24 protein-coding genes and 1 pseudogene are annotated in these 24,206 nt (G+C 38.4%); 18 read left to right on the forward strand and 7 right to left on the reverse strand.

Annotated features, from left to right (window positions below; translation table 11 throughout):
* Positions 1 to 13 precede the first annotated feature (13 nt).
* The 3 genes from obgE to rplU all read right to left on the reverse strand — a co-directional run bounded on the left by obgE (position 14) and on the right by rplU (position 1,829).
* Positions 14 to 1,030 (reverse strand): GTPase ObgE, encoded by a 1,017-nt coding sequence (obgE, locus tag MRY82_00475; GenBank protein MCI5071404.1) that lies wholly within the window; start codon positions 1,028 to 1,030, stop codon positions 14 to 16.
* A 72-nt stretch (positions 1,031 to 1,102) separates the two neighbouring features.
* On the reverse strand, positions 1,103 to 1,360 hold the full coding sequence (gene rpmA, locus MRY82_00480) for a 50S ribosomal protein L27 (GenBank protein ID MCI5071405.1): 258 nt from the start codon (positions 1,358 to 1,360) through the stop codon (positions 1,103 to 1,105).
* Between the two features lie 157 nt (positions 1,361 to 1,517).
* Positions 1,518 to 1,829, reverse strand: a complete 312-nt coding sequence (gene rplU, locus MRY82_00485) for a 50S ribosomal protein L21 (GenBank protein ID MCI5071406.1) — start codon at positions 1,827 to 1,829, stop codon at positions 1,518 to 1,520.
* 377 nt (positions 1,830 to 2,206) lie between these two features.
* On the opposite strand from rplU, the gene mraZ reads away from it, so the two are divergent.
* The 15 genes from mraZ to MRY82_00560 all read left to right on the forward strand — a co-directional run bounded on the left by mraZ (position 2,207) and on the right by MRY82_00560 (position 17,531).
* Positions 2,207 to 2,647: a division/cell wall cluster transcriptional repressor MraZ gene (mraZ, locus tag MRY82_00490; GenBank protein MCI5071407.1), complete on the forward strand. Its 441-nt coding sequence runs from the start codon at positions 2,207 to 2,209 to the stop codon at positions 2,645 to 2,647.
* Positions 2,648 to 2,649: 2 nt separating this feature from the next.
* The gene (gene rsmH / locus MRY82_00495; protein ID MCI5071408.1) at positions 2,650 to 3,576 is read left to right on the forward strand and encodes a 16S rRNA (cytosine(1402)-N(4))-methyltransferase RsmH; all 927 of its coding nucleotides are present in this window, start codon (positions 2,650 to 2,652) and stop codon (positions 3,574 to 3,576) included.
* Positions 3,573 to 3,872 carry a cell division protein FtsL gene (locus tag MRY82_00500; protein MCI5071409.1) on the forward strand — a complete coding sequence of 100 codons (300 nt, stop codon included), beginning with the start codon at positions 3,573 to 3,575 and terminating at the stop codon, positions 3,870 to 3,872. Before rsmH ends, MRY82_00500 begins: the two co-directional genes overlap by 4 nt.
* A complete protein-coding gene (locus tag MRY82_00505) occupies positions 3,862 to 5,802 on the forward strand; it encodes a PASTA domain-containing protein (protein MCI5071410.1) in 1,941 nt (646 codons plus the stop codon). The genes MRY82_00500 and MRY82_00505 overlap by 11 nt, the downstream gene beginning before the upstream one ends.
* Positions 5,799 to 7,271 (forward strand): UDP-N-acetylmuramoyl-tripeptide--D-alanyl-D-alanine ligase, encoded by a 1,473-nt coding sequence (gene murF, locus MRY82_00510; protein ID MCI5071411.1) that lies wholly within the window; start codon positions 5,799 to 5,801, stop codon positions 7,269 to 7,271. The genes MRY82_00505 and murF overlap by 4 nt, the downstream gene beginning before the upstream one ends.
* Positions 7,271 to 8,344, forward strand: coding sequence for a phospho-N-acetylmuramoyl-pentapeptide-transferase (mraY, locus tag MRY82_00515; protein ID MCI5071412.1), 1,074 nt, complete (start codon positions 7,271 to 7,273; stop codon positions 8,342 to 8,344). The genes murF and mraY overlap by 1 nt, the downstream gene beginning before the upstream one ends.
* Positions 8,345 to 8,348: 4 nt before the next feature.
* Positions 8,349 to 9,503, forward strand: coding sequence for a putative lipid II flippase FtsW (gene ftsW, locus MRY82_00520; GenBank protein ID MCI5071413.1), 1,155 nt, complete (start codon positions 8,349 to 8,351; stop codon positions 9,501 to 9,503).
* Positions 9,500 to 10,579, forward strand: coding sequence for an undecaprenyldiphospho-muramoylpentapeptide beta-N-acetylglucosaminyltransferase (murG, locus tag MRY82_00525; protein MCI5071414.1), 1,080 nt, complete (start codon positions 9,500 to 9,502; stop codon positions 10,577 to 10,579). The genes ftsW and murG overlap by 4 nt, the downstream gene beginning before the upstream one ends.
* Positions 10,572 to 11,513, forward strand: a complete 942-nt coding sequence (murB, locus tag MRY82_00530) for a UDP-N-acetylmuramate dehydrogenase (GenBank protein MCI5071415.1) — start codon at positions 10,572 to 10,574, stop codon at positions 11,511 to 11,513. The genes murG and murB overlap by 8 nt, the downstream gene beginning before the upstream one ends.
* Positions 11,510 to 12,448, forward strand: a complete 939-nt coding sequence (locus MRY82_00535) for a D-alanine--D-alanine ligase (GenBank protein MCI5071416.1) — start codon at positions 11,510 to 11,512, stop codon at positions 12,446 to 12,448. Before murB ends, MRY82_00535 begins: the two co-directional genes overlap by 4 nt.
* Positions 12,449 to 12,609: 161 nt before the next feature.
* The gene (locus MRY82_00540) at positions 12,610 to 13,311 is read left to right on the forward strand and encodes a cell division protein FtsQ (protein MCI5071417.1); all 702 of its coding nucleotides are present in this window, start codon (positions 12,610 to 12,612) and stop codon (positions 13,309 to 13,311) included.
* On the forward strand, positions 13,298 to 14,533 hold the full coding sequence (ftsA, locus tag MRY82_00545) for a cell division protein FtsA (protein ID MCI5071418.1): 1,236 nt from the start codon (positions 13,298 to 13,300) through the stop codon (positions 14,531 to 14,533). Before MRY82_00540 ends, ftsA begins: the two co-directional genes overlap by 14 nt.
* An 85-nt stretch (positions 14,534 to 14,618) precedes the next feature.
* Positions 14,619 to 15,824, forward strand: coding sequence for a cell division protein FtsZ (gene ftsZ, locus MRY82_00550; GenBank protein MCI5071419.1), 1,206 nt, complete (start codon positions 14,619 to 14,621; stop codon positions 15,822 to 15,824).
* Between the two features lie 184 nt (positions 15,825 to 16,008).
* Positions 16,009 to 16,278, forward strand: coding sequence for a tetratricopeptide repeat protein (locus MRY82_00555; protein ID MCI5071420.1), 270 nt, complete (start codon positions 16,009 to 16,011; stop codon positions 16,276 to 16,278).
* A 380-nt stretch (positions 16,279 to 16,658) separates the two neighbouring features.
* Positions 16,659 to 17,531: an HEXXH motif-containing putative peptide modification protein gene (locus MRY82_00560; GenBank protein MCI5071421.1), complete on the forward strand. Its 873-nt coding sequence runs from the start codon at positions 16,659 to 16,661 to the stop codon at positions 17,529 to 17,531.
* A gap of 10 nt (positions 17,532 to 17,541) precedes the next feature.
* On the opposite strand, the gene MRY82_00565 is transcribed toward MRY82_00560, so the two are convergent.
* On the reverse strand, positions 17,542 to 18,318 hold the full coding sequence (locus MRY82_00565; protein MCI5071422.1) for a hypothetical protein: 777 nt from the start codon (positions 18,316 to 18,318) through the stop codon (positions 17,542 to 17,544).
* Positions 18,319 to 18,495: 177 nt separating this feature from the next.
* Between MRY82_00565 and ald the strand changes: the two genes are divergently transcribed.
* Together ald and MRY82_00575 are read left to right on the forward strand one after the other, a co-directional pair.
* The gene (gene ald / locus MRY82_00570) at positions 18,496 to 19,608 is read left to right on the forward strand and encodes an alanine dehydrogenase (protein ID MCI5071423.1); all 1,113 of its coding nucleotides are present in this window, start codon (positions 18,496 to 18,498) and stop codon (positions 19,606 to 19,608) included.
* A gap of 48 nt (positions 19,609 to 19,656) precedes the next feature.
* A complete protein-coding gene (locus tag MRY82_00575; protein MCI5071424.1) occupies positions 19,657 to 20,829 on the forward strand; it encodes an acyl-CoA dehydrogenase family protein in 1,173 nt (390 codons plus the stop codon).
* On the opposite strand, the pseudogene MRY82_00580 reads toward MRY82_00575, so the two are convergent.
* From MRY82_00580 to MRY82_00590, 3 genes and pseudogenes are all read right to left on the reverse strand, one after another.
* A pseudogene (locus MRY82_00580) lies at positions 20,826 to 21,152 on the reverse strand (methylated-DNA--[protein]-cysteine S-methyltransferase). The gene MRY82_00575 and the pseudogene MRY82_00580 sit on opposite strands and share 4 nt — an antisense overlap.
* A gap of 183 nt (positions 21,153 to 21,335) precedes the next feature.
* Entirely contained in the window at positions 21,336 to 22,334 is a 999-nt protein-coding gene (locus MRY82_00585; GenBank protein MCI5071425.1) for a ketoacyl-ACP synthase III, read from the reverse strand.
* Positions 22,335 to 22,368: 34 nt separating this feature from the next.
* Complete coding sequence (locus MRY82_00590; GenBank protein ID MCI5071426.1) at positions 22,369 to 22,959, reverse strand: hypothetical protein; 591 nt, start codon at positions 22,957 to 22,959, stop codon at positions 22,369 to 22,371.
* Here MRY82_00590 and MRY82_00595 point away from each other — a divergent pair.
* Positions 22,932 to 24,182: a thiolase family protein gene (locus tag MRY82_00595; protein ID MCI5071427.1), complete on the forward strand. Its 1,251-nt coding sequence runs from the start codon at positions 22,932 to 22,934 to the stop codon at positions 24,180 to 24,182. The two genes, MRY82_00590 and MRY82_00595, sit on opposite strands and share 28 nt — an antisense overlap.
* Positions 24,183 to 24,206 lie beyond the last annotated feature (24 nt).

Raw genomic sequence — 24,206 nt, forward strand, 5'->3', positions numbered from 1 at the left:
TCAAATAATATCCTTATTTTTTTAAAGGTTTTAAAAATTGTTCTTGCATTTTTTCTTTAAGTTCATCTAAGCTTTCAGGCGTATTTGCAGAAATGAAGCAAGCTTCACTGAATTTCTTTTTTAGAGCAACTTTCAACTTTTCTTGTTCTTTTATGGCTAGTAAGTCCATTTTGTTAAAAACAATCAAGCTTCTTTTATTGAGAAGAGATGGGTCATAGGCTTTTAATTCACTTTCAATGGTATGATAATTTTTTACAATTTGCTCAAGGTCGTTGCATGAAGCATCAATTAAATGAATTAAGTTTTTAGCACGTTCAATATGTCGTAAAAAGTCATGGCCTAGACCTATCCCTTCACTGGCGCCTTCAATTAAGCCTGGGATGTCGGCCAATATTAGATTTTGATCTTTAAAATGAACAACCCCAAGAAAAGGGTGGATGGTGGTAAAGGGGTAGTCTGCACTTTTTGATTTTGCTTTAGTGATGTGACTAAGTAAAGTGGATTTTCCAGCATTGGGGAGACCAATGATGCCTACATCGGCCAATATTTTTAGCTCCAGATAAATCCACATGCCTTCCACCGTTTTACCTGGTGTTGCTTTTTGTGGGGCTTGGTTGACGGAAGATTTAAAATGAATATTGCCTAAGCCGCCTTTACCGCCTTTTTGTAAAAGGCAAGTTTCATCATGCGCAAACACCTCGCCCAATTTTTCTTGGCTTTCTGCGTGATAGGCAAGGGTTCCCGGCGGCACTTTAAGATAAACCGGAGCACCTTGTGCACCATTTTTTTGGCGTGTTCCACCGGGCTGACCATTTTTAGCTTTGTGATGGCGCTTTTTTTTGTAATCTAAAAGTGTACTTAAATGTTTTGAAGCGACCATATAAATATCACCGCCTTTGCCGCCATCGCCACCATCAGGGCCACCTTTAGGAATATAGCGTTCACGCCTAAAACCGACGTGACCATCACCGCCATCGCCAGCTTTGATGAAAATTTTAACATGATCTAAGAATGTATTATTTTTTGCCATATTTTTTTTGCCGTAAAAAAAAAGCCCGACTAATTTTAGTCAGGCTTTTTAAATTCAATACGTTATTGGACGTTAAGAGGCTAAAACAACGCTGACTTTCTTTTTGTCTTTACCTACACGGTCAAACTTAACAACACCATCTGTTTTTGCAAAAATAGTATAATCTTTACCAAGGCCAACATTGTCACCAGGATGAATTTTGGTGCCTACTTGTCTTACAATAATATTGCCCGCTTTGACGCTTTGACCTGCATAAATTTTAACACCGCGTCGCTGACCCTGACTGTCGCGACCGTTTTTAGAACTACCACCAGCTTTTTTATGTGCCATTTACTTTTTCTCCTTGGGGAAAACGCTTTTCCCCTCTTGACGAAAACGCGGTTTCCGTCAATTCACCCCTTTGCGGTCAACATCGATATAAAATCTCGTTTCCACGCTTCTGAAAAAAATCAGGGGGTATTTGTTAACATCGTATAACCTAAACTTATTACCCTTCGATTGTTTTGATTTCTACTTGTGTATAGTTTTGTCTGTGCCCTTGCTTCTTCTTGTAGCCTTGTCTTCTTTTTTTCTTAAAGACGACAATTTTTTTGGCTTTTACTTGAGCACGAATTTCACCTGTAACAGTAGATTTTAAGCCTTCACCTGTTTTTAAGGTTGCGCCATCAGACACAGCCAAGACTTGATTAAATTTCACTTCACTTCCAACTTCACCATCCAGCTTTTCAATGGTGATAATTTCACCAGGGGTAGCTTTGAATTGGTGGTTTCCTACTTGTACTATCGCATATTTAGACATAATCAGGCGACACATATGAGTCTTTTTCAGACTTGTCAAGTGATTTGTTTTTTTTCTGAGAGGGAAAAACGCTTTTCCCCTCTTGACGAAAACGCGGTTTCCGTCAATTCACCCTTTTGCGCTCGCAAGCGCTTTCGCTTGCTTGCTCGTTCTTCGGTAAAAATCAAGCTATATCAATATATAGAGGTAATAATTATTTCAAATTTAATTTATGAAGGCTTTAAACTGTTGAAATTGCGTTTGCATTGTGGATTTAAGCAAATTCTCTTTGACAAAAAGTTGGCGAAGACATACGAAGTGGGATATAGTGGGACAAAGTGGAGTATAGTCTCTACGGTGTGGTATGAAGTGTAACATTTTTTTGAAGAAAGGTAACTGTGTTTAGAGGGCAATACGAACATACGATAGATACCAAAGGTCGTGTCAGTGTGCCGTCTAATTTTAGGGATTTGATTCAGGAAAATTATAGCGAGGCTTTGGTGCTAACCCGTTTTAATGATTGTTTGGTGTGTTATCCCCAAGAAGAGTGGGATGCTCTGGAAAAAAAGATTGCGCAATTGCCTCAGCTTAAGCCGGAGGTTCAGGTTTTTCAACGGTTTTTTCTTTCAGGAGCCAGCAATTGTCAGTTTGATAAACAAGGGCGTATTTTGATTCCAGCCTTTTTGCGCCAGCATGCAGCAATAGAAAAAGAAGTGGTTTTTGTAGGGATGCTTAAAAAAATTGAATTATGGTCTAAAGATAGATGGGATAAAGCGTTTGCTGAATCTCAAGAAAAATTCAGTGCCATGAGTAGTGTGTTGTCGGATTTGGGGATTTAACGATGGATAGATCAGCAGAACAAGTCTATGAAAGCCAGCATATTACAGTCTTACTTAAAGAAGCTGTGGAGTACTTAAACTGTGTTCCAGGAAAGCACTATCTAGATTTTACTTTTGGTGGAGGTGGCCACAGTGAGGCTATTTTAGAGCAAACTGCAGACTTGGGAACGGTGGATGCATTTGATAAAGACACTCAGGCTATAGCCAGTTATAAAAATAAAAACTTGCTGGGGAAAAGGCTGTTTTTGCATCATAAGACCATGAGTCAAGTTCCAGTTTGGCTCAATGAGCAGAAAAATTGGCAAAAATACGATGGGGCATTGGTTGATTGCGGGGTTTCGTCCTTTCAACTTGATCATCCTGAGCGAGGTTTTTCTTATATGCACGACGGTCCATTGGATATGCGCATGGACCATCAGAGTTCAATAACCGCTAAAGATTTAATTTTAAAGAGTTCAGAACAAGAGCTTAAGAGAATCATTAAAGATTATGGTGAAGAAAACTTTTCTGGCAGAATAGCCAGAACCATAAAAGAGAGACAAACGCAGTTATTCACTACCCAAGATTTGGTTGATTGTATTGTCAAAGCCATTCCTGATTTTATTAAGGGAAAAAAAAAGCAGGCAGTTTTGTCTCGAGTGTTTCAAGCTATTCGTATTGCTGTCAATGATGAAATGGGTGAAATCAAAGTTGTTTTAGACTATTTATGTGAAAACCTTAAAGCCATGGCAAGAATTGTGGTGATCACATTTCATTCTATTGAAGACAGGCTAGTCAAGCAGCTTTTTAAAGAAAAGGAAAAGCAAGGCTTCATTAAACGTATCAATAAAAAGGTTATTGTCCCCAGTGAAGAAGAAATAGCAGTTAATCCGCGCTCAAGAAGCGCTAAAATGCGTGTTGTGGAATGTTTGGGCAGAGGTGAACAATGAAATTACTAGCGCATAAAAAGTTAATTGTGTTGGCTGCGCTGTTGATGACTTTATCGTTTTCTCTATTATATGTACGTTCAAGGTTTTTGTTGCTTGAGCTTAGTTATGAGGTGGGTCAATTAGAGCAGTCTTTGGCTAAAAAAGAAAACGAAAGAGACATTTTGCTTCTTGAGCTGGCAGTGCTTAAAAATCCAAAACGTATTACAAAAATTGCAAAAGAGAAGTTAAATCTTAACTCTTCAGTTCATCCAATCTCTGTAACCCTTAAAAACAGTGGGGGTGTGCATGACTTTTGAAAACAAACTTTTTAAGGCAAAAGTATTATTTGTTTTGAGTCTTTTCATGCTTTCGTTTGTAAGTCTAGTTGTGAGAAGTGTTCAACTGCACCTGTTTGCAGATGAAAGAATCGCCAATATGGGCCGGCAGAATAACCGTACCATACATTTGGCCACCAAAAGAGGAACTATTTTTGATCGTAAAGGAAGGACATTGGCGTTAAGTTTAAAAGTGCCATCCTATTTTGTGGACCCTCATATTTTTAAACCAACGCAAGCAGAAATTGAACAATTGGCCAGTTTATTTGGGGTAAGTTCTAGGAAGCTGTTGAAACGTGTCAAAAATGGTTCTCGGCGTTTTGCTTGGGTGAGTCGTTTTGCTAACCCAGAAATAGAAGAAAAAATTAAAGCGCTTGATATTGCTGGCTTACATTATGTCAGTGAGTGGAAACGATTTTACCCTGATAAAGAGTTAGCAGGACAAGTCTTGGGTTTTGTCGGTTATGAAGGTAAAGGTTTGGAGGGTATTGAGCGTTATTATGATGATCAGCTGGTCCAAGAAGAGCGCTCCATTGCCACCAAAAAAGATGGAAAAGGCAGAACAATATACTCAGAAGTTGCTGCTGTAAGAGCAAAGAAACGCAGTACACACTTAGCCTTAAGTATTGATGCCAATTTACAGTATATTCTTGAAGAAAAATTAGCCATGGGTGCTCAAGAAACGAAAAGCGAATCGGCTGTGGGGGTGTTAATGGATCCTTACAGTGGTGAAGTTTTAGCTATGGCCTCTTATCCTCAGGTTAACCCGAATCAATTTTCTCAATACCCAATGCAGCACTGGCGTAACCGAGCAGTTCAGGAAGTTTTTGAACCTGGATCTACATTTAAAATTTTTACCATGGCGGCAGCTTTGGAAAAAAAAGCGCTAAAACCCGATCAAATTTTTCACTGTGAAGAGGGGAGTTTAAATTTTGGCTCAAAAGCCATACGCAACTCCATTCAAAAAACATGGCTAGATCCAGAGGGTATTTTAAAATATTCAAATAATGTGGGGTCAGCCAGAATAGGTTTGGATTTGGGTGCCCATAATTTATACAAAGCTATTGTTAACTATGGTTTTGGTCAAAAAACTGGCTTAGATTTTCCTGGGGAACTGAATGGGCTGTTATCAAGATATAAATCTTGGCAACCTATGGATGTGGCCAATATATCTTTTGGTCAAGGTCTTGGTGTGACAGCTGTTCAAATGGTGTCAGCTGCGGCAAGCTTTGCCAATGGGGGCTATGCAGTTCAGCCAAGCATGTTGGTTAAATCAAAAGAAGAAATAAAGAAATCTAAAACTAAAATTATTTCAGATAAAACATTGGAGTTTATTCATAAATGGATGTTTGCCGTGACTCAAAAAGGCGGTACTGGATACAGAGCAAGAATCGATGGATTCAATGTTGCGGGTAAAACGGGGTCGGCACAGATTGTTGATAGCTCAACAGGCCGTTACTCCAATTCAGATTTATTCAGTTCGTTCATTGGCTTTGCCCCTTTAGAAAAGCCAAAGTATGTTTTATTTATTGGCTATAAAAAACCAAAGCAATACCGTCATGGTGGAGAGCTAGCCGCACCTATATTTTCTGCAGTAATGTCAGAATCACTACAGTATGCTGGAGTTAAGCCAACACTTCAAGAAACAGACAATATGTTTATGATGGCTCAAGAAAAACCAGAAAATGATCATAAAAAAGACTCGATCATTGAAGGTAAAGATAATTTACAAAATTTAAAAGGTTTGTCTTTGCGTGAGGTCTTGTCTTGGGCATCTGGCCAAAACTTTGATGTTGAGATTATAGGGCATGGCAATGTTTACTCACAGCGCCCCGATCCAGGGTCGAGTATTGTGGATTTACACAAAGTTAAAGTCTACTTGTCATCAAGTTTAGGGGAAACTAAAATATGATGAGCAAGCAGTCCTATTTACATGACCATGAACAGGCCATCATGAACGATAAGCGCTTGCGTGTAACAGTTGATTTCTCTGATGATTTTAAAAGCAGTGAACCCGTTAAGCGTATTTTTGCTAGAGCGCTTCCTGGTTCAATGCGGGGAGTCTGTATTGATAGTCGTGTGATTGAATCTGGCGATGTGTTTTTTGCAATTAAAGGTGAGTCTGGTGTTGATGGCCATGATTTTGCTCAAGACGCTTTAAATAAAGGTGCCTGTGCGATTGTTGTATCAAAGAAAGATGAAAGTATTGATCCAGAATTACAGTTGGAGGTTGACGATACACTTGTTGCGCTGCAAAAGTTTGCTACCGCATGGAGAAAAGCTTGGGGGCAGACAGTGGTTGCCATTACCGGCTCTAATGGTAAAACCAGCACAAAGTATTTATGTTTTCAGATATTAAAAGCAAAATTTAAGATTACCCCACCGAGAAACTCATGGAATAATGCTTTAGGGGTTCCTTTGTCTTTGTTGTCTATTCAAAAAAATGATGACCTACATGTATTGGAACTGGGCATGAATCATCCAGGAGAGATCTATCCCTTAACGGCAATAGCCCAGCCGGATATTGCGGGGATAACCAATATTGGAAGAGCGCATATTGGTTTTTTTGAAAACATAGAAGGCATCGCACAAGAAAAAAAACAAATTTTGCGTTGGCTCAATGAAAACAAAAGTCAAACCGGTACAGCGATTATAAATCTTGATGATTCAAGGTTAGCACCTGTTGTTGAATCAAAAAACTATGGGTTTAAAAAGAAAAGTTTTTCTCTAGAGCATCGTGAGGCAGATGTTTACGTGCTAGATGAAAACCAAGAGCAAATGATTAATTATGGGAATAAGGGGCAGTTTAAAAATACTATACGTTTGTTGGGAAAGCATAACTTAAGTAATGTTTTGTTTGCGCTGTGTGTTGCAGATGTTCTGAATATTGATGCTGATTCAGTCAAAGATAGCTTGCCCAGTCTATATTTGCCTGCCTTAAGACAGGAAACCATAGTTTTGGCCAATGATATTGTGCTGTTGTTGGATTGTTACAACGCCAACTTAGACTCTACGTTGATTGCAATAAAAACACTAAGCAGTATGTCGCAGAAAAATAAAGTTCTTGTTTTGGGTGATATGGCTGAAAATGGAGTGTTTAGCCGAGAAAACCATCTATTGGTGGCTAAAGCCATTGCAAAAGAAAGCGCAATTAATACAATTTTATGCTTTGGCGATGAAACAAAAATTATTGCTGAATTTTTCAATGAAAATGAATCTAAACGATGCTTTCACTTTAATGAAAAAGAGCCGTTATTGAATAAGATAAAACAAGAAATTCAAAAGGATATGGTAATTTTGTTCAAAGGTTCCAGAAGTAATGCTTTAGAAACTGTTGTAGCGGAATTACAAAAAAGCCCAAAATTCAGGAAGGTGGGATAATGTTTTATCACTTGGTTGATTGGCTAGCATTAAATGAAACGGCATTTAGAGTTTTTCAATACATTTCATTTAGAGTGTTTCTTTCAATTTTAACCGCTTTAAGTATTTCTCTTTTTTTAGGGCCACCCATTATCCGTTATTTGAAGCGTAAGCAGGGACATGCCAGTAATGTGCGTGAAGATGTTCCCCAAAGTCATCAGAAAAAAAGCGGCACGCCTACCATGGGTGGAATGATGATTATTTTGTCTATTGTTTGTGCAAGTATCTTATGGGCAAGGCTAGATATTTATTATATTTGGTTGATGTTGGCCTGTGTACTGTTTTTTGGGTTGATTGGCTTTATTGATGATACGTCTAAAGTAAAAAAAACCAAGGGAATGACAGCTAAAGTTAAGTTTATTTTTCAATGGTTATGTGCAGCTTTTTTTTCAATTGTCTTATGGAAACAGGGTTTTGATTTGAATTTGCAGGTTCCTTTTATAAAAGATCCCAATATTGTTTTACCGGTTGTATTGTTTATTATTTTTTCTTGTTTAGTCATTGTTGCTACGTCCAATGCGGTAAACTTAACAGACGGTTTGGATGGTCTAGCCATTGGGCCTATTTTAGTTGCTGCAGGATGTTTTTTAATTTTTTCTTATCTGGCAGGACATGATGAATTTTCAAGCTACTTAAACTTATACCCTGTTCCTGGTGCTGGGGAGCTGTGTGTTTTCTTTGGCGCCATGCTCGGGGCTGGCTTAGGGTTTTTATGGTACAATACGTATCCGGCTCAAGTATTTATGGGTGATGTGGGCTCTTTATCTTTGGGGGCAAGTTTAGGTCTTGCAGCAGTTATTGTTAAGCAGGAATTGCTGTTGTTTTTGGTGGGTGGAATTTTTGTGCTTGAAACGGTCAGCGTTATTATTCAAGTCATCTCTTTTAAATTAACGGGTAAAAGAGTGTTTAAGATGGCACCTGTTCACCATCACTTTGAGCTTAAAGGCTGGGCAGAACCCAAGGTTATAGTAAGATTTTGGATCATTGCAATTGTTTTGGCATTGTTATCTCTAACCACATTGAAGTTAAGGTGAGTCCATGGCAAGTCGGGTAGCTAAACATATATCGAATCGTTTATCCAGCATGGATTATGTGCTGCTGATCAGCATTATAAGTCTGGTGTTTTTAGGAACAATAATGATTTATAGTGCATCCTCATTGCTGGCAGCAGAGAAGTATGGTTCAAGTGCATTTTTCTTAAGTCGACACCTTTTTGTTTTGGCATTAACGTTTTTGTTAATGCCAGCTGTTTACTTTATAAAAATTCATTGGTTAAAAAAGACAGCAACTTTGATGTTGCTGCTAATGATTGTTGGCCTAGTCTTAACCGTTTACACAGATCTAGGAGTCACCATGAACTATGCAAAACGTTGGCTTAATTTAGGATTTATGCGCATACAGGTATCGGAGTTTTTAAAGCCAATATTAATTATTTATGTTGCCTCTTATCTTTCGCGTAAGAAAGATAAATTGCATTCTTTTTCAGATGGTTTGTTACCTTTGTTAATTATATTGGGTTTAATTGTTGCGTTAATGATGAAACAACCGGACTTTGGTTCAACGGCAGTGATTGTTGCCAGTTGTGGCTTGATGATGTTTGTTGGAGGCGTGCGTATGTCACATCTTTTGGCCTTGTTGCTTGCTGGAATAGGCGGTGGCGCAGCTTTGATTGCAGGAGCACAGTATCGTTTGGATCGTTTAACAACATTTTTAAATCCATGGGATGATCCCAGTGGTAAAGGCTTTCAAATTTTACAGTCTTTGGTGGCTTTTCAGCGAGGCGGTGCCTACGGGCAAGGTTTAGGGGATGGGTCACAAAAGTTACTGTACTTACCTGAAGCGCATACAGATTTTATTTTCTCGGTTGTTGGAGAAGAGTTAGGTTTGGTTGGGTCATTGTTACTCATTTTCTTTTTTGTATGTTTTGTTGTGCAAGGATTAAAGCTATCGATCAGGCTCAAAGATGATTTTGCCCGTTACATGGCGTTTGGTTTAACAGCGCTTATTGGCTTGGAAGCTGTATTAAATATGTCTGTGGTGATGGCTTTATTACCGACCAAAGGCCTAACGCTGCCATTTATTAGCTATGGGCGGTCATCTTTGTTAGCCAGTCTATTTTGTGCAACATTATTGTTGTCACTTTCTTCTTCTGTGGGTTCTATACAACGTAATGCTAAAAAGGTGGTTGTATGAAGTGGGCATTTGTTGCAGGAGGAACAGGTGGGCATATTTACCCAGCAATTGCTATTGCAGACCATTTAAAGCGTCACCAACTGGCAGATGAGATTGTGTTCCTAACAACCGAAAAAGTCTTGGATCAAGAGATTATTGAACAGGCGGGTTATCCACTGTATGCAATGAGCGGTTCTGGTTTTAATCAAACAGGGCTTGTACAAAAAATAAAAGCATTACTTAACTTTGTGAAACTATTTTTTAAAAGTAGAAAACTCATTAAACAGCATCAATTTGATTGTGTTATTGGCACCGGTGGCTATATGTCTGGACCAGTTTTATGGTCAGCGTACTTGGCTAAAAAAATCACAGCAACTTTGGAGCCTAATGTTGTTGTTGGGCTAAGCAATCAATGGGTGAGTAGCTTTGTGAATAAAGTTTTTTTTGCTTTTGAAGAAAGTAAAAAGTTTTTAAACAAAAAAAAATGTATGTTTACCGGCAATCCCATTCGTCAAACAATTCTAAATATTGCGCCACCACAAGAGCCTAAAACAAAAAAAGTCTGTGTCATGATTTTTGGGGGCTCACAAGGGGCCAAGCAAATTAATGATTTATTGATACAAGCCATTCCAAAATTGAGCGAAAACAAAGATCAGGTTAGTTTTGTGCATCAAACCGGTAAACATAATTACAAGGAAGTCTTACAAACTTATGAAAAGTTTAACTTTGAACATGAGGTTCATGAATATATTTTTGATATTGCCAAAGCATATGAGCGGGCAGACATTATTGTAGGGCGTGCTGGTTCAAGTATTCTTGAAATAGCTGCCTGTGGACGCCCCAGTATTTTAATCCCTTATCCCTATGCAGCAGATAATCACCAGCAAGAAAACGCAGCTGTTATGGAAAAAAACAATGCTTCTTATGTATTAACCGGTAAAGACATTGATGTTGAAGATTTTGTAGGCTGCTTAAAAGAATTGATTCTTAATCAACAAAAGAGAGAGCTGTTTAGAGCAGGCGCTCTAAGCTTAAGGCATGATCAGGCAGCCAAAACAATTGTTGATCAATTAATGCAGGAGTTTAGACATGCATAAAAATTGGCAGCAATGGGAAAGGTCTCTTGACAGTATTGTTGGTTTGTCTGTGAAGAAAAATAAGCCTTTAAAAAACAAAACAAGTTTTGCAAATCAGTCTTCTGCTCAGTGGTATGTTGAGATTGAACAAAAATCTGCTTTAAAACAACTCATTGTTTCATTTAAAGAAAGTGGGCTGGTTTGGAAAAAAGATTGGGATGTTTTAGGCAAAGGGTCCAATGTTTTATTCAAAGACCAAGGGTATCAGGGTTGTATTGTCGATTTATCTAAAGCCTTTGCCTATTATCAACCTGCTGGTAGCAATGCTGAGGGTAAAAAATATAAAGTTGGTGCTGGTCTAGCTAATATTGTTTTGCTTAATCACCTTAGAAAAGAAAAGCTCAAAGGTTTTGGTTATGTTTTTGGTATTCCTGGAAGTGTGGGTGGGGGATTAATCATGAATGCGGGCACACCCTTAGGTTGGTATGGTCAAAACGTTATTGCGGTCCAAGGTTATCATGTTAATGGTGATGATGTGCAGTGGGAAGTCAGCGAGAAAGATTTTGAGTACCGTTCTTTTAAAAAGAAAAAAGATTTTATTGTCACCGACCTTGAAATGTTTTTTAAACACAGTGACGGTTTAAGTATTGAAAATGAAATCAAACAAGCTAAAGAAAGCCGAAAAAATCAACCCTTAAACAAACCCAGCTTTGGTTCTGTATTTAAAAATCCACAGCCGTTGTACGCGGCGCAATTGATTGAGCAAGCCCAATTAAAGGGAAAAACAATAGGGGGAGCGCAAATTTCAGAGAAACATGCCAACTTTATTGTTAATCAAGGAACGGCAACATGCTCTGATGCCATGGCTTTAATCACTCTAATGAAAGAAACTGTGAAAACAAAGTTTGCGGTGGATTTACAACAAGAAGTCATTGTGATGGGGGATCAAGGATGATGTTTGATAAAAATCTTAAAATTGTTGTTCTTCAAGGTGGTTTTTCAAAAGAAAGAGAGGTTTCTTTAAAAACTGCAAAAGCTATTGTCAGTGCTTTAGAAGGCGGTGGATATCAGCATGTTAAAGTTATTGATGTAAAACAAGGCTTTGTGCATCAGCTTTTAAACCAAGATATTGACCTTGTGATTAATGCTCTTCATGGTCATTATGGTGAAGATGGCACTGTACAAGGTTTATTAGATAGTTTGGGTATTGCGTATACGGGTGCAGGTGTTGAAGCTTCCGCTTTATGTATGAATAAATTTGTATCAAAGGTTTTGATGCAGTCTCACAATATTAGCACACCAAATTTTAAACATGTTCAGATAACAGAAAGTTTAGAGGCAATCAAAGCCAAAGCCCTTGATATAGGCTTTCCTTTAGTGATTAAGCCCTGTCATGAAGGTTCAACGTATGGTTTAAAAGTGGTGAAAAAACCTGAGGATTTTTCAGACAGTTATGCGTGGTGTAAACCTTATGGACAATCTTTTCTTTTAGAACAATATATTTCTGGTAGGGAAATAACGGTGGCTGTCTTAAATGGTCAGTGTTTACCCACTGTAGAAATTAGTCCCAAGAGCGGTTTCTATGATTATGAAGCCAAGTATACCCCAGGAAAAACTGAATTTGCATGTCCGGCACAGTTGAGTGAGAGCTTGCAACAACAAGCCAATGATTTAGCGTATAGATCAGCTCAAGTGTTGGGTGTTTTAGATTTTTGTCGTGTAGATATGATGATAAAAGATAATCAGGTTTTTGTTTTGGAAGTGAATACTTTGCCAGGCATGACTCCCACCAGTTTATTTCCAAGAGCTGCAAGTGTAGCAGGGATTTCGTTTTTAGATCTTTTGCAAACTTTAATTGAACAGGCTTTACAAAGAAAGGAGAAAAGATGAATCGCTACCATAGACCAGTGTTAAATATTGGCTCATCAGACAAAAAAATTTTTTTGAAATCTGCGTCAAAAAAGAGGAAAGTCTACGCTTTTTTTGTTATTCTCTTTATTGTTGTTGGTGGCATTGGCATATACAAATATCAAGCAAAGAGACAAACAAATATGCAAGGAATAGTATTAAATGAAAGTACGTTAAAAGCTGTTAAGGAGAACATGCTTATAAGCTTGGAAAAAGCTCAAGACCTGTTTACTAAATTGTATAAGAATATTGTAGAGCACTATCAACAACAACAAAAATTAAAGAAACAAGAATTAGATTTTATTGTGCAGCAGTACTCTGAAAACGAAAATCTATCCAAAGTTGTGTTTGGAAAAAGCTGGGTCGGGCAAAAATTATTTGAAAAACATCAGTTAAGCGATTTTGCAACGGTCAAGTTAAATAAGTTCTATCAAGTGAATAGAAATGCTTATATTTTGTCCGAAACGCAAAAGCAACAAATGGGTGTTTATCCAATTTTGTCTGGTCCTTGGAGTCAAAAAGAAAGCCATTCGTTGACAGAGGAAGATAGACGTATTTTGGAGCAGGGGATAGAGCTTTTAGCTTTATTTAATCAGTACCCACAAATAAGTAGAATCTTGTCTGAAGTAAACTATAATTCAGATTATGGTTGGGTTTTGTTTTCAACTGCACCAGGGATGACTGTAACTTTAGGTAGAGATGATTTTCAAGAAAAAACCCAACGTTTACTGCGTGTTATGGATCAGTATCGGGATAATGTGGTGAATGTGAAGAGTATAGATTTAGATTACAGTGAACTGGCAATTGTAAAATTAAGAAAAGGAGAGCAGCATGGCCAATCATAAGGACAATTTAATTGTTGGTCTGGATATTGGGACAACCAAAGTCTGTGCCATTGTTGGTGAAAAAAGTGATAAAGGCATAGACATTGTCGGTATTGGCACAGCTGAGTCCAAGGGTTTGCGTAAAGGTGTTGTCATTAATATTGACTCTACCGTTCAAGCCATAGCCAAAGCCATTGAAGAAGCAGAGTTAATGGCCGGATGTGAAATTTCCTCCGTGTATGCAGGTATTGCTGGAGGGCATATCCGAGGATTCAATAGCCATGGTGTTGTTGCTGTGGGTGATAGAGAGGTAAGAACTCAAGATGTGGACAGAGTGATAGATGCGGCAAAAGCGGTTGCGATTCCTATGGATAGAGAAGTTTTGCATGTCTTACCCAAAGAGTTTATTGTTGATGATCAGGATGAAATTAAAGATCCTGTAGGGATGTCAGGGGTAAGGTTAGAGGCTAAAGTGCATATTGTGACTGCTGCAGTAACCTCGGCGCAAAACATTGTGAAATGTGCCAATAAATGTGGCTTAACCGTTGAAGATATTGTTTTGGAGCAATTGGCGTCTGCCGAAGCCATTTTGACTCCTGATGAAAAAGAGTTGGGTGTTGCTTTAATTGATATTGGTGGTGGGACAACCGATGTTGTTTTATATGCCCAAGGTGCTATTCAACATACCTCAGTGATTGCATTGGGGGGGCAGCATTTTACCAATGATATTGCTGTAGGGGTAAGAACCCCAACAGTGGAAGCAGAGAAAATAAAGTGTGAATATGGCTGTGCTGCTAGAGAGTTAGCCACCGATGTTGTGATTGATGTTCCTAGCGTTGGTGGTCGAAGTGCTAGAAAAATTTCTAAACACTTGCTGAGTGAAATTATTGAACCTAGAGCGGAAGAACTTTTTTCTTTAGCAAAAAGAGAAATTGATCGCAGTGGTTTTTCTCACCTATTGGGTTCAGGTATAGTGATTACTGGTGGCAGTTCCATGCTGGAAGGCATGAGTGACGTGGCAGAAAAGGTTTTTGATTTGCCAGTGAGGTTGGGTGTTCCACAGAATGTTGGTGGCTTGGTTGATGTTGTATCAAGCCCACGTTATGCAACATCCGTTGGTCTTGTCCAGTATGGAGCCAAGCAAATGCAAAGTGGGCAGCAAAAACATTATCGAGAAAAAAGTTCTGGACCTTATTTAAAAGTTTCTGATCGGGTGAAGCAGTGGTTTGGAGAGTTTTTTTAATTAAGTGATGCTGATGACTGAAGTGGTTAAAAATACGAGCAAAAACAATAGAAAGAGCAGTAAAGAAAACGAAGGAGATCAATGTATGTTTGAATTTGAAGAAGTAAGCAATGTGGCAAAGATTAAGGTCATTGGTGTTGGTGGCGGCGGTGGAAATGCTGTAAACACAATGATAGAAGAAGGTTTGTCCAATGTTGACTTTATTGCGGTTAATACGGATGCTCAAGCGCTCAATGCATCAAGAGCTGATCACAAAATGCAAATTGGTGAGACTTTGACTCGCGGTTTAGGTGCTGGAGCCAATCCTGAAATTGGACGCGAAGCCGCTTTAGAAGATAGAGATAGAATTGCAGAACATATTAAAGGTGCGGATATGGTCTTTATCACTGCCGGTATGGGCGGCGGAACTGGGACCGGAGCAGCGCCTATTGTGGCGGAAATTGCTAGAGAGAGTGGTGCCTTGACCATTGGTGTTGTAACCAAACCTTTTATCTTTGAGGGTAAACGCAGAAAAAAGCATGCTGAAGAAGGTATAGATGTATTACAAAGCACTGTCGACACTTTAATTACCATCCCTAATCAACGTTTGATTAATCTTGCTGGTGAATCAACATCCATGGTGGATGCATTTAAAAAGGCTGATGAAGTGTTGTTGCAAGCGGTACGTGGTATCAGTGACTTAATTACCATTCCTGGCTTGATTAACTTGGATTTTGCTGACGTGAGAACCATCATGAATGGCCAAGGTCTAGCCATGATGGGTACTGGGCAAGCCACAGGTGAAAAACGCTCTGTAGAATCAGCCCAACGCGCTATTTCTTCTCCACTACTGGAAGATATTGATATTCATGGTGCAACTGGAGTTCTATTGAACATTACAGGTAGTTCAAACATGACTTTGCATGAAGTCAACGAAGCTGCAGTGATGATTCAGGAAGCCACGCATGAAGATGCCAATATTATCTTTGGTGCCGTAATCGATGAGCGCATGGGTGATGATTTAAGAATCACAGTCATTGCCACTGGCTTTGAAAATGAAGACAGTAAGCGCGATCACGCTTTTAACCCGCAAAAAACAAGAGCTTATTCAAATCAAAGAGTAGGTGCTGGCTTACCGTCTTCTGCACCGCAAGCGAGAAAAGACAAAGACATTCCAATTGAAAACTCTCTGTTGAAACTGCGTGATATTGATTCTTTAGAGTTTAGAAAGCGTATTAAAGAACTGGGTGCCGATGCCTTTGAAGAAAGCGAATACGACATTCCTACTTTTTTGCGCAAGCAGGTGGATTGATTGTTTTTTATTAGGGGGATCTTCCCCCCTTCTTGATCAAAAAACGTCGTTTTTGATCAATACAACCCACCCAGGTCAGAAACGGCACAAGGCCTCTCTTCCTATAATTTAAAATAAATATAAGCTTATGTCCCTGAGCTTTATAAAATTGTTTTAGTTATTTTACTTCTATTTATTTTAATGTTTGCAGAACCACCCTAATGATCCAGATATAGAGTATCATATAGGCTGGATTTATGATGTGAGTGATCAGCCCAAAGAAGCCATTGAATATTATCAACGGGCCTTAGAGTATGGACTTAGTGAAGATAAAAAAGGTTGTATGTTGTCATTGGGTAGTTCTTTAAGAGCAATAGGACATTATAAACAATCAAAAGCAGTTCTTGAACAAGCCATTCAAGATTACCCGGAATATAAAACCCTAAAAAATTTTTTTAGCGCTGACCTTATTTAATCTAAAATAATATGAAACAAGCACAGTGCTTTTGTTAAATGAGTTGATGGATACAAGCAATAACGATGAGATTTTAGTCTATATAGAAGCAATACAATATTATCTTAATGAAGGCCTAGAGAAAATTTTTTAGAATAGAATTACTAATCAAGCTATAAAAATTATTATCTTGTTTTAGTAGATTTAGTTTGTTAGCGTTTTACCTTCAAACAAAATAAGGAGAAACCATGAAAAAATTCAATCTTAAAATTCATAAAGTAAAAGTTTACGGAGCTGCAAGAGTACTACCAGTCTGCAAGAAAAAGTAAACCTTTTATAAAGCACAGTTATTATGATCTTTTTAGAACGTAAGCTGTGCTTTATTATTTTGATGGAGAAATATGTATTCCTTATTATTTGATTTAGATCAAACTCAAAAACTAGCAAGAGAATATTGGCAGGCTTTACGCTCAGAAACGATGAGTGAGTTGAACATTGAGTTAAATGAAGAGTTGTCTGTTTTTGATAAATCTATTATTTGGAGTATGGGTACGTATAGGCCCGAAACACTTTCAGAAATTAAAGATAGTGAAAGCTTAAAAGCTCAATTGATTGGTGAGAATGAATATATTCATAACTATCAACTAAACTCAGCACCAAGTTTTATTAAACGATACTCTATGGACCTTGAACAAGGTTTACACTATGATCTTGATGAAGCACTATTAAAAGAAGTAGAGGGTGCTATTGAAAGGGCACTAGAGATTGTAAAAACTCATTGGCATGAAGCCTATGAAGAAATAGAAGCAATTTATAAAGCTTTTGTTTGGCAAAGATCGCCAGGCTTGAATAATAGAGCGCACTCAGCACCCCAAAACTTTGGCTTCTCTTTTTTAAATATTGATTACTTTAAAGATGTTGAACCAGTTGCTTTAGCTACACAATTTGTTCATGAAGCATCACATCAAATTTTATTTGTTGAATGTGCCATTGACCCATTGATTCCAGAGGATTACGATACAATGGTTTATTCACCCTTCAGGGGTGAGCAAAGACCAGCAATAGGAGCATTGCATGCATTGATATCAATGGCGAGAATGTTAATGTGGAAGGAAAAGCTAGAAAACCATCTTGATTACGAGAAAGAATGTAAAGATATTGAGAGACTGATTCCTTTATATAATCAAGCTATTGAAGAGTTAGCATCCATAAAATTTAGCCAACGAGGAAATGATTTAATGGATTCCTTCAAGCGGCTTCAAACAACACTTTAATGTATAAAAATTAAATCATCTTATAGGCAAAAAATGCAATAACCAGACTAATGGCCAAGGCTGCAAGTGTAACCAATACTTTAACTAATAAAGAAGCATCACCAACATTGGTCAAGGCTGTAAGATTGGAGGAGCCTGTTTTTGATTTTTCTAAATCTTTGAGATCTCCGGTATAAACTTCGGTTTTTGAATGTTTTAAAGTCTCTAAGAGTTCTTTTTGGGAGGTGTCCATAAATAACATTTTTGTTTTTGAATGTTTAGCGAGTGAAGCGCGCTCGTTTTTATAATCTAAAACATCATTGGCCTTAAGCTGCTTTTGGTTGATTGCATGCTCTAAAGCACGAAAAGAGTCAAAGTCTCTAAGCTCGCCGTTTTCTTTTGTAACACGGGGATGTGTAAACATATTATCAAGCAAGTTAGAGAGGACACTGCTTTTTCTATTATAAGAATTTTCAGGTTCCGGTAAATCTTTGTCAGGGGCTTTTGACAAGGTGTCATTGATCCAAAGGCGTAGATTTTCTTCAGAAACATTATTATCTATACTGGCAGATTCTGCTTCTGCTAAAGATTTTTCTGGCTTATCCAAAATAAAATCACTGCCCAGAATTTCAAAGTATTTTTCTTGTTCACTCCCTACCGATTTATGGAGAAAACTTTTGTGTGTGCAGTGGGGACAGGTGATGAAGTCATTGGGTTTATCAAAGTTGATATTTTTATGCGTATAGTCATGCCCACAAGCATTGCATTGAAGCATTAGAGATAAAGCACCATGTTCACTGCGGTTCATGTCTTATTTATGCCATGTTTTAAAACTTAAGACAAAAAATAGAAGCCAATGCTTGTAGTTTATTAATGATCCATCACGGCTCATGCTAGGATTTATGGCTATAATTGAGGTAAATTTTTTAATACAAAAATTGAAAATGAATTTGATCTTCATGCAGGCTTGAGTTAGGTAGCTTGCATGATTATTGGTTTACCTAAAGAAGTTAAAGATCATGAGTATAGGGTTGGTTTAACCGATGACGGTGTCATGCAGTTGGTCCAGCTTGGAGCCAAAGTGATTGTAGAAAAAGATGCTGGTGCTGGCTGTGGTATTACAGATGCAATGTATCAAGCTGCAGGCGCAGAGATTATTGAGTCAGGAAAAGATGTTTGGCAACAAGCAAATATGATCATTAAAGTTAAAGAGCCTATGCCGCAAGAGTATGCTTTGATTCAAGACAATCAGATCATATACACTTATTTGCATTTGGCGGTTTTTCCTGAGTTGACTCAAATTTTATGTGACAAGAATGCCTTTTCCATAGCCTATGAAACCATTGAAGGTAAAAAAGGTGGTTTACCATTATTAAAGCCAATGAGTGAGGTTGCCGGACGCATGGCCGTGCAAATTGGAGCAACTTACTTGCAAAAAGAACATGGTGGTAGGGGCGTTTTATTGAGTGGTGTCCCCGGCGTATCCAGAGCCAATGTGACTATTATTGGTGGTGGTATTGTTGGAACCAATGCCTGTAAGATTGCTGTGGGTATGGGAGCCAATGTGACGATTTTAGATGTTAATGTTGATCGCTTAGAATATTTGGATGATATTTTTTCTAATAAAATTACAACTTTAAAATCAACGCCAGCGAATATACAGAAAGTGATTTCTTATACAGATTTATTGGTGGGAGCTGTGTTGATTCCAGGTGCTAAAGCGCCGCGTTTGGTGACCAAAGAGATGCTTAAAGACATGCATGCAGGTAGTGTGATTGTTGATGTGGCAGTTGATCAGGGTGGCTGTGTTGAAACCTGTAAACCAACCACGCATGATAAGCCCACTTACGTTGTAGAAGATGTAATTCATTATTGTGTAGCCAATATGCCTGGTGCCGTGCCTCGTTCTTCAACTTTTGCCTTAACCAATTCAACCTTAGATTATGCTAAAAAAATAGTTTCGATGGGCGCATTAGAGGCTGTGAAGACTGATCCTTGCTTAGCACCGGGAGTGAATACCTATAAAGGTAAAATAACATGCAAAGCAGTTGCAGAAGCATTGGATCAGGATTATACTCCACTTGCAGATTTAATATAAGTATCAAAAGGTAGATTTTACCTTTTGATAAAAAGGTAAAGGTATTCTATGAGTGAAGCATATATTCGTGATTTAGATTTTGTTCATGCCGACTTACTCTTGTCTGATGAAGATAAGATGGTTCGGCAAACGGTCAGAGATTTTGTTGACCAAGAAGTGTTGCCTATTATTCAGAAACATTATCGAGCAGGCAGTTTTCCAAAAGAGTTGGTAAAACCTATGGCTGATTTGGGCTTGTTGGGTGCCAACTTAAAAGGCTATGATTGTGCTGGAATGGGAGCAAAAGCTTATGGTTTGGTTATGCAAGAACTTGAGCGTGGTGATTCCGGCATTCGTAGTTTCGCTTCAGTGCAAGGGGCTTTATGTATGTATCCCATTTATGCTTTTGGTTCAGAAGAACAGAAGCAGAAATGGTTGCCTCAAATGGCTGCTGGAGAAGTGATAGGCTGTTTTGGTTTAACCGAGCCAGATTATGGCTCCAACCCAGCAGGGATGATTACCCGTGCAGAGAAAAAAGGCAACAAGTGGATTATTCATGGCACCAAAATGTGGATCACCAATGGTTGCAATGCACATATTGCCATTATTTGGGCCAAAACAGAAGAGGGTATCCGAGGTTTTATTGTTGAAACAGATACAAAAGGTTTTGAAGCGACACAAGTCACAGGTAAGCTGTCTTTAAGAGCATCCGATACAGCTGAGTTGAGTTTGGACCAAGTTGAAGTACCAGAAGAGAATATGTTGCCAGATGTAAAAGGTTTAAAAGGTCCTTTAAGCTGCTTAAGTCAAGCCAGATATGGCATTGCTTGGGGTGCAATTGGTGCCGCTAAAGCTTGTTTTTCTGAAGTGTTATCTTATTCAAAAAACAGAATACAATTTGATAAACCTATTGCCTCATTTCAGTTGGTCCAACGTAAACTGACCAATATGGCAACAGAAATCACTAAAGCGCAGTTGTTGGCCAATCAATTGGCAGAACTAAAGGATAAAGGGCAAATCAAGCCTGCTCATATATCTATGGGAAAAATGAACAATGTAAAAATGGCTTTGGAAGTGGCTAGAGAAGCACGATCTATTTTAGGCGGCAACGGTGTTTTAGATGAATACTGTTCTATGCGCCATATGATGAACTTGGAGTCTGTGTTTACCTATGAAGGCACGGATGATATTCACAGCTTGATTGTTGCCCATGAATTAACCGGTATTCCTGCATACAGCTAAGCTGAAAAAATACACTGTTCATGCATGAGAAGCTTTTGCTTTAGGGCAAGTCCTCCAGCATAGCCAGTAAGTTTTTTATTTTGACCAATGACCCGGTGACAGGGAATAATAATAGGGAGGCTATTCTTATTGTTTGCCATGCCAACAGCCCGGTAAGCTTTAGGCGTATTGATTTTTTCTGCAATATTTTTGTAACTGACAGTGCTACCAAGCGGGATAGTTGTTAATGCTTGCCATACTTTTTGTTCAAAGGCAGTACCTTTTTGTTGAGTGGGGAGGGTAAAAGTCTGCCTTTGTTTGGAAAAGTACTCATCCAATTGCTTAAAGCACTCTTGACTTAAGGTGTTGGGCTTGGTCTCTTCAATGATATTAAACTGTGAGTGACGATCTAAAAAAGTTTGTTTGTTGTTGTCAGGCAGTGAAAGGGCAAAAATATACGTTTGATCATGCAGTAAATAAAGTTCACCCCAGGCACTTTGATGTTGTGCCAGGTAATAGGTCATGCCTTAGTAGCTCCAACGGAGTAAGGTCGCCCCCCAAGTATAACCTGCTCCAAAAGAGGCTAAAACAATGAGATCCCCTTTTTTAAAGATCTTTTCTTCACTGGCCTTGGCAATACAAGTAGGAATAGTTGCGGCTGTGGTATTGGCGTACTTATCAATATTAGTGATCACTTGTTCGTCTTTGAGTTTTAGCTTTTTTTGACACATGTCAATGATGCGCATGTTGGCCTGGTGTGGAACAAAATAATCAATGTCACTGGGTTTTAAGTTGTTTTTCTCTAATAGCTCCAAAGATACGTCTGGCATTGCCGTTACCGCTTGCTTAAAAACAATTTTGCCATCTTGCTGTGCATAATGTTCGTTGTTTTCAACGGTTTCTATGCTGGCCGGCTTAACGCTTCCACCAGCAGGCATTTGTAAAAACTGCTCACCTTTACCGTCAACATGGTGAATGTAGTCTAAAATTCCAAGCTCTGAGGCTTTGTCTTCTCTTTCTAATAAAACAACGCCACACCCATCACCAAAAATAACACAAGTATTGCGATCTTGAGGGTTGATAATTGTACTCATGACATCCACGCCAATAACCAAGGCTTTTTTAACACTGCCGGCCCTGATAAATTGATCGGCAGTGGTTAAAGCGTATAAAAAACCAGAACATGCGGCATTAAGGTCAAAACCCCAAGCATTTTTGGCACCGATTTTAGCTTGAATAATACAAGCTGTTGCCGGAACAGGTTTGTCGGGCGTAATAGTGGCACAGATGATTAAGTCAATGTCTTCAGCATTTAATTTCTTTTGTTTAAGTAGCTTTTCTATGGCTTTTGTTGCCAAATCACTTGAGCCAGTACCAGCGGGAGCTTTTCTACGTTCATGAATACCTGTTCTAGTTCTAATCCATTCATCAGAAGTATCGACAACTTTTGCAAGATCATCATTAGAAACAACTTTTGAGGGATAGTGTTGAGCTGTGGCAGTAATGGTTGATCGGTATTGGTTCATAAGAAATTTGCACTAACGTATATTGACATAAAGTTCAAGGTGTATGAAGAATGGAAGTATTTTGTTTGGACCATTGTTTATCTTCCCAGTGATACAATGTTCTTGTACTTAAGCGATGTTCTTGTTGTGAAACTTGAAAGATATCCCAGTAATGGGGGGTAAAAAGAATGACATCATGGTTGGGAGCAGGCTGATCTAAAGGGTAACTTTTTACATTGCTGGTTTTAAGCTCAATGTTTTCATTGTCGAGATAGTAAGCTAAACGAACCTCGTTACGCATACCTTGCCAAGCTTTTTTTTGCAGCTGATCTTGATCAACAGTATGAATTGTACTTAAAACATATGGCCGAGCATGCCATGTATATTGTGTAGCAGCATTAATATCCCAATAACAACCAGAAAATATTTCTTCTTTTAAAGCAGATTGATACTTTCTAGAATTTTGATGAACATTGATAAAAAAAATATTTAATTCAGTGTCATAATTAAAGTGAACGGTTCGTTGAAAAATTTTTTGTTCATGCATGGTGGCAATTTGGCCATAGGCTTTTGTCACAACAAAAGATTGTTCAATATTTTTAATGATGTTTTTAGGCAATGGAATGCTTGGCAATTTATTATTCACGTAAAGTTGATTTATCAAGCAATGTCATTATTGTAAACAATATGTCTGCCAGATTTTATAGAGATCCAGATGTTGTGATTGTTGCCGGTAAGAGAACAACGTTTACAAAAATTCAAAGCTTGAATCAGAGCACTGCTATTTTGGATTTGGCAAAGCTTGCAGCAGAAAAAAGTTTGGATTCCGTTAATTTCGATAGAGAGATTATCGATCATTGTGTTGTGGGCAATGTTTTGGTTTCAGGTCAGAATCATGCCTATTTACCACGACATCTTAGTTTAGCTTTAGGGCTTAGGAATGATTGTCCATCGTATATGGTGAATCGTTTATGTGGTTCGGGTATGCAGGCGATGATTGAGGGCTATCACTTAATCAAACTAGGCAAAGCTCGATGTGTTTTAGCGCTTGGTGTTGAAAGTATGAGTGAAGCAGCATTTTATAACTTTGGTCTGCGTGGCGGACTAAAGTTAGGTCATGCCACGATGATTGACAGTATTGCTGGCATTTTACATGATCAGTGGATCGACTTACCCATGGGGCAAACCGCTGAATTAATTGTAAGACATTACGGTTTTTCCAGAGAGAAGTGTGATACTTATACTCAATACAGTCACGAAAAATATAAAACCGCATGGGAAAAAGGATTTTACCACAATGAGCTGCTAGACTATGATGGGATCGTCAAACAGGATGAATTCTTTAAAGAGTCTAGTAAAGAAGATTTAAGTAAACTACGACCAGTTTTTTCAGATCAAGGTGTGCATACCGCAGCTTCAAGCAGCGGTTTGGCCGATGGAGCCAGTGCAGTTGTTTTAATGGATAAATATGAAGCAGATTTAAGGGGAATTGAATACCATACACGTGTTAAAGACTACGCGGTTACAGCTTGTGATCCTAAAATGATGGGCTTGGGTCCAGTTTATGCTATTAGACAACTGCTCAACCAACAAAAGGTATCCATGCGTGATATTTCCCTGTTTGATGTCAATGAAGCTTTTGCAGGACAAGTGTTGGCAGTGAAACATGAGTTGGGCATTCCTAAGCAAAGACTGAATGTTCATGGTGGCTCGTTAGCAATGGGACATCCTCTAGGCGCCAGTGCAAATAGAAATATCCTTACCTTGTCGTATGCCTTAAGAGAACACAATAAAAACTATGGTATTGCTTCTGCCTGTATTGGCGGAGGGCAAGGCATTGCAACCTTGTTGCAAAATATTGAAAAGTAATAAAAAATCACAGAAGCGAGCATG

It is taken from the genome of bacterium (genome assembly GCA_022763185.1).
GTDB lineage: Bacteria > Bdellovibrionota_G > JALEGL01 > JALEGL01 > JALEGL01 > JALEGL01.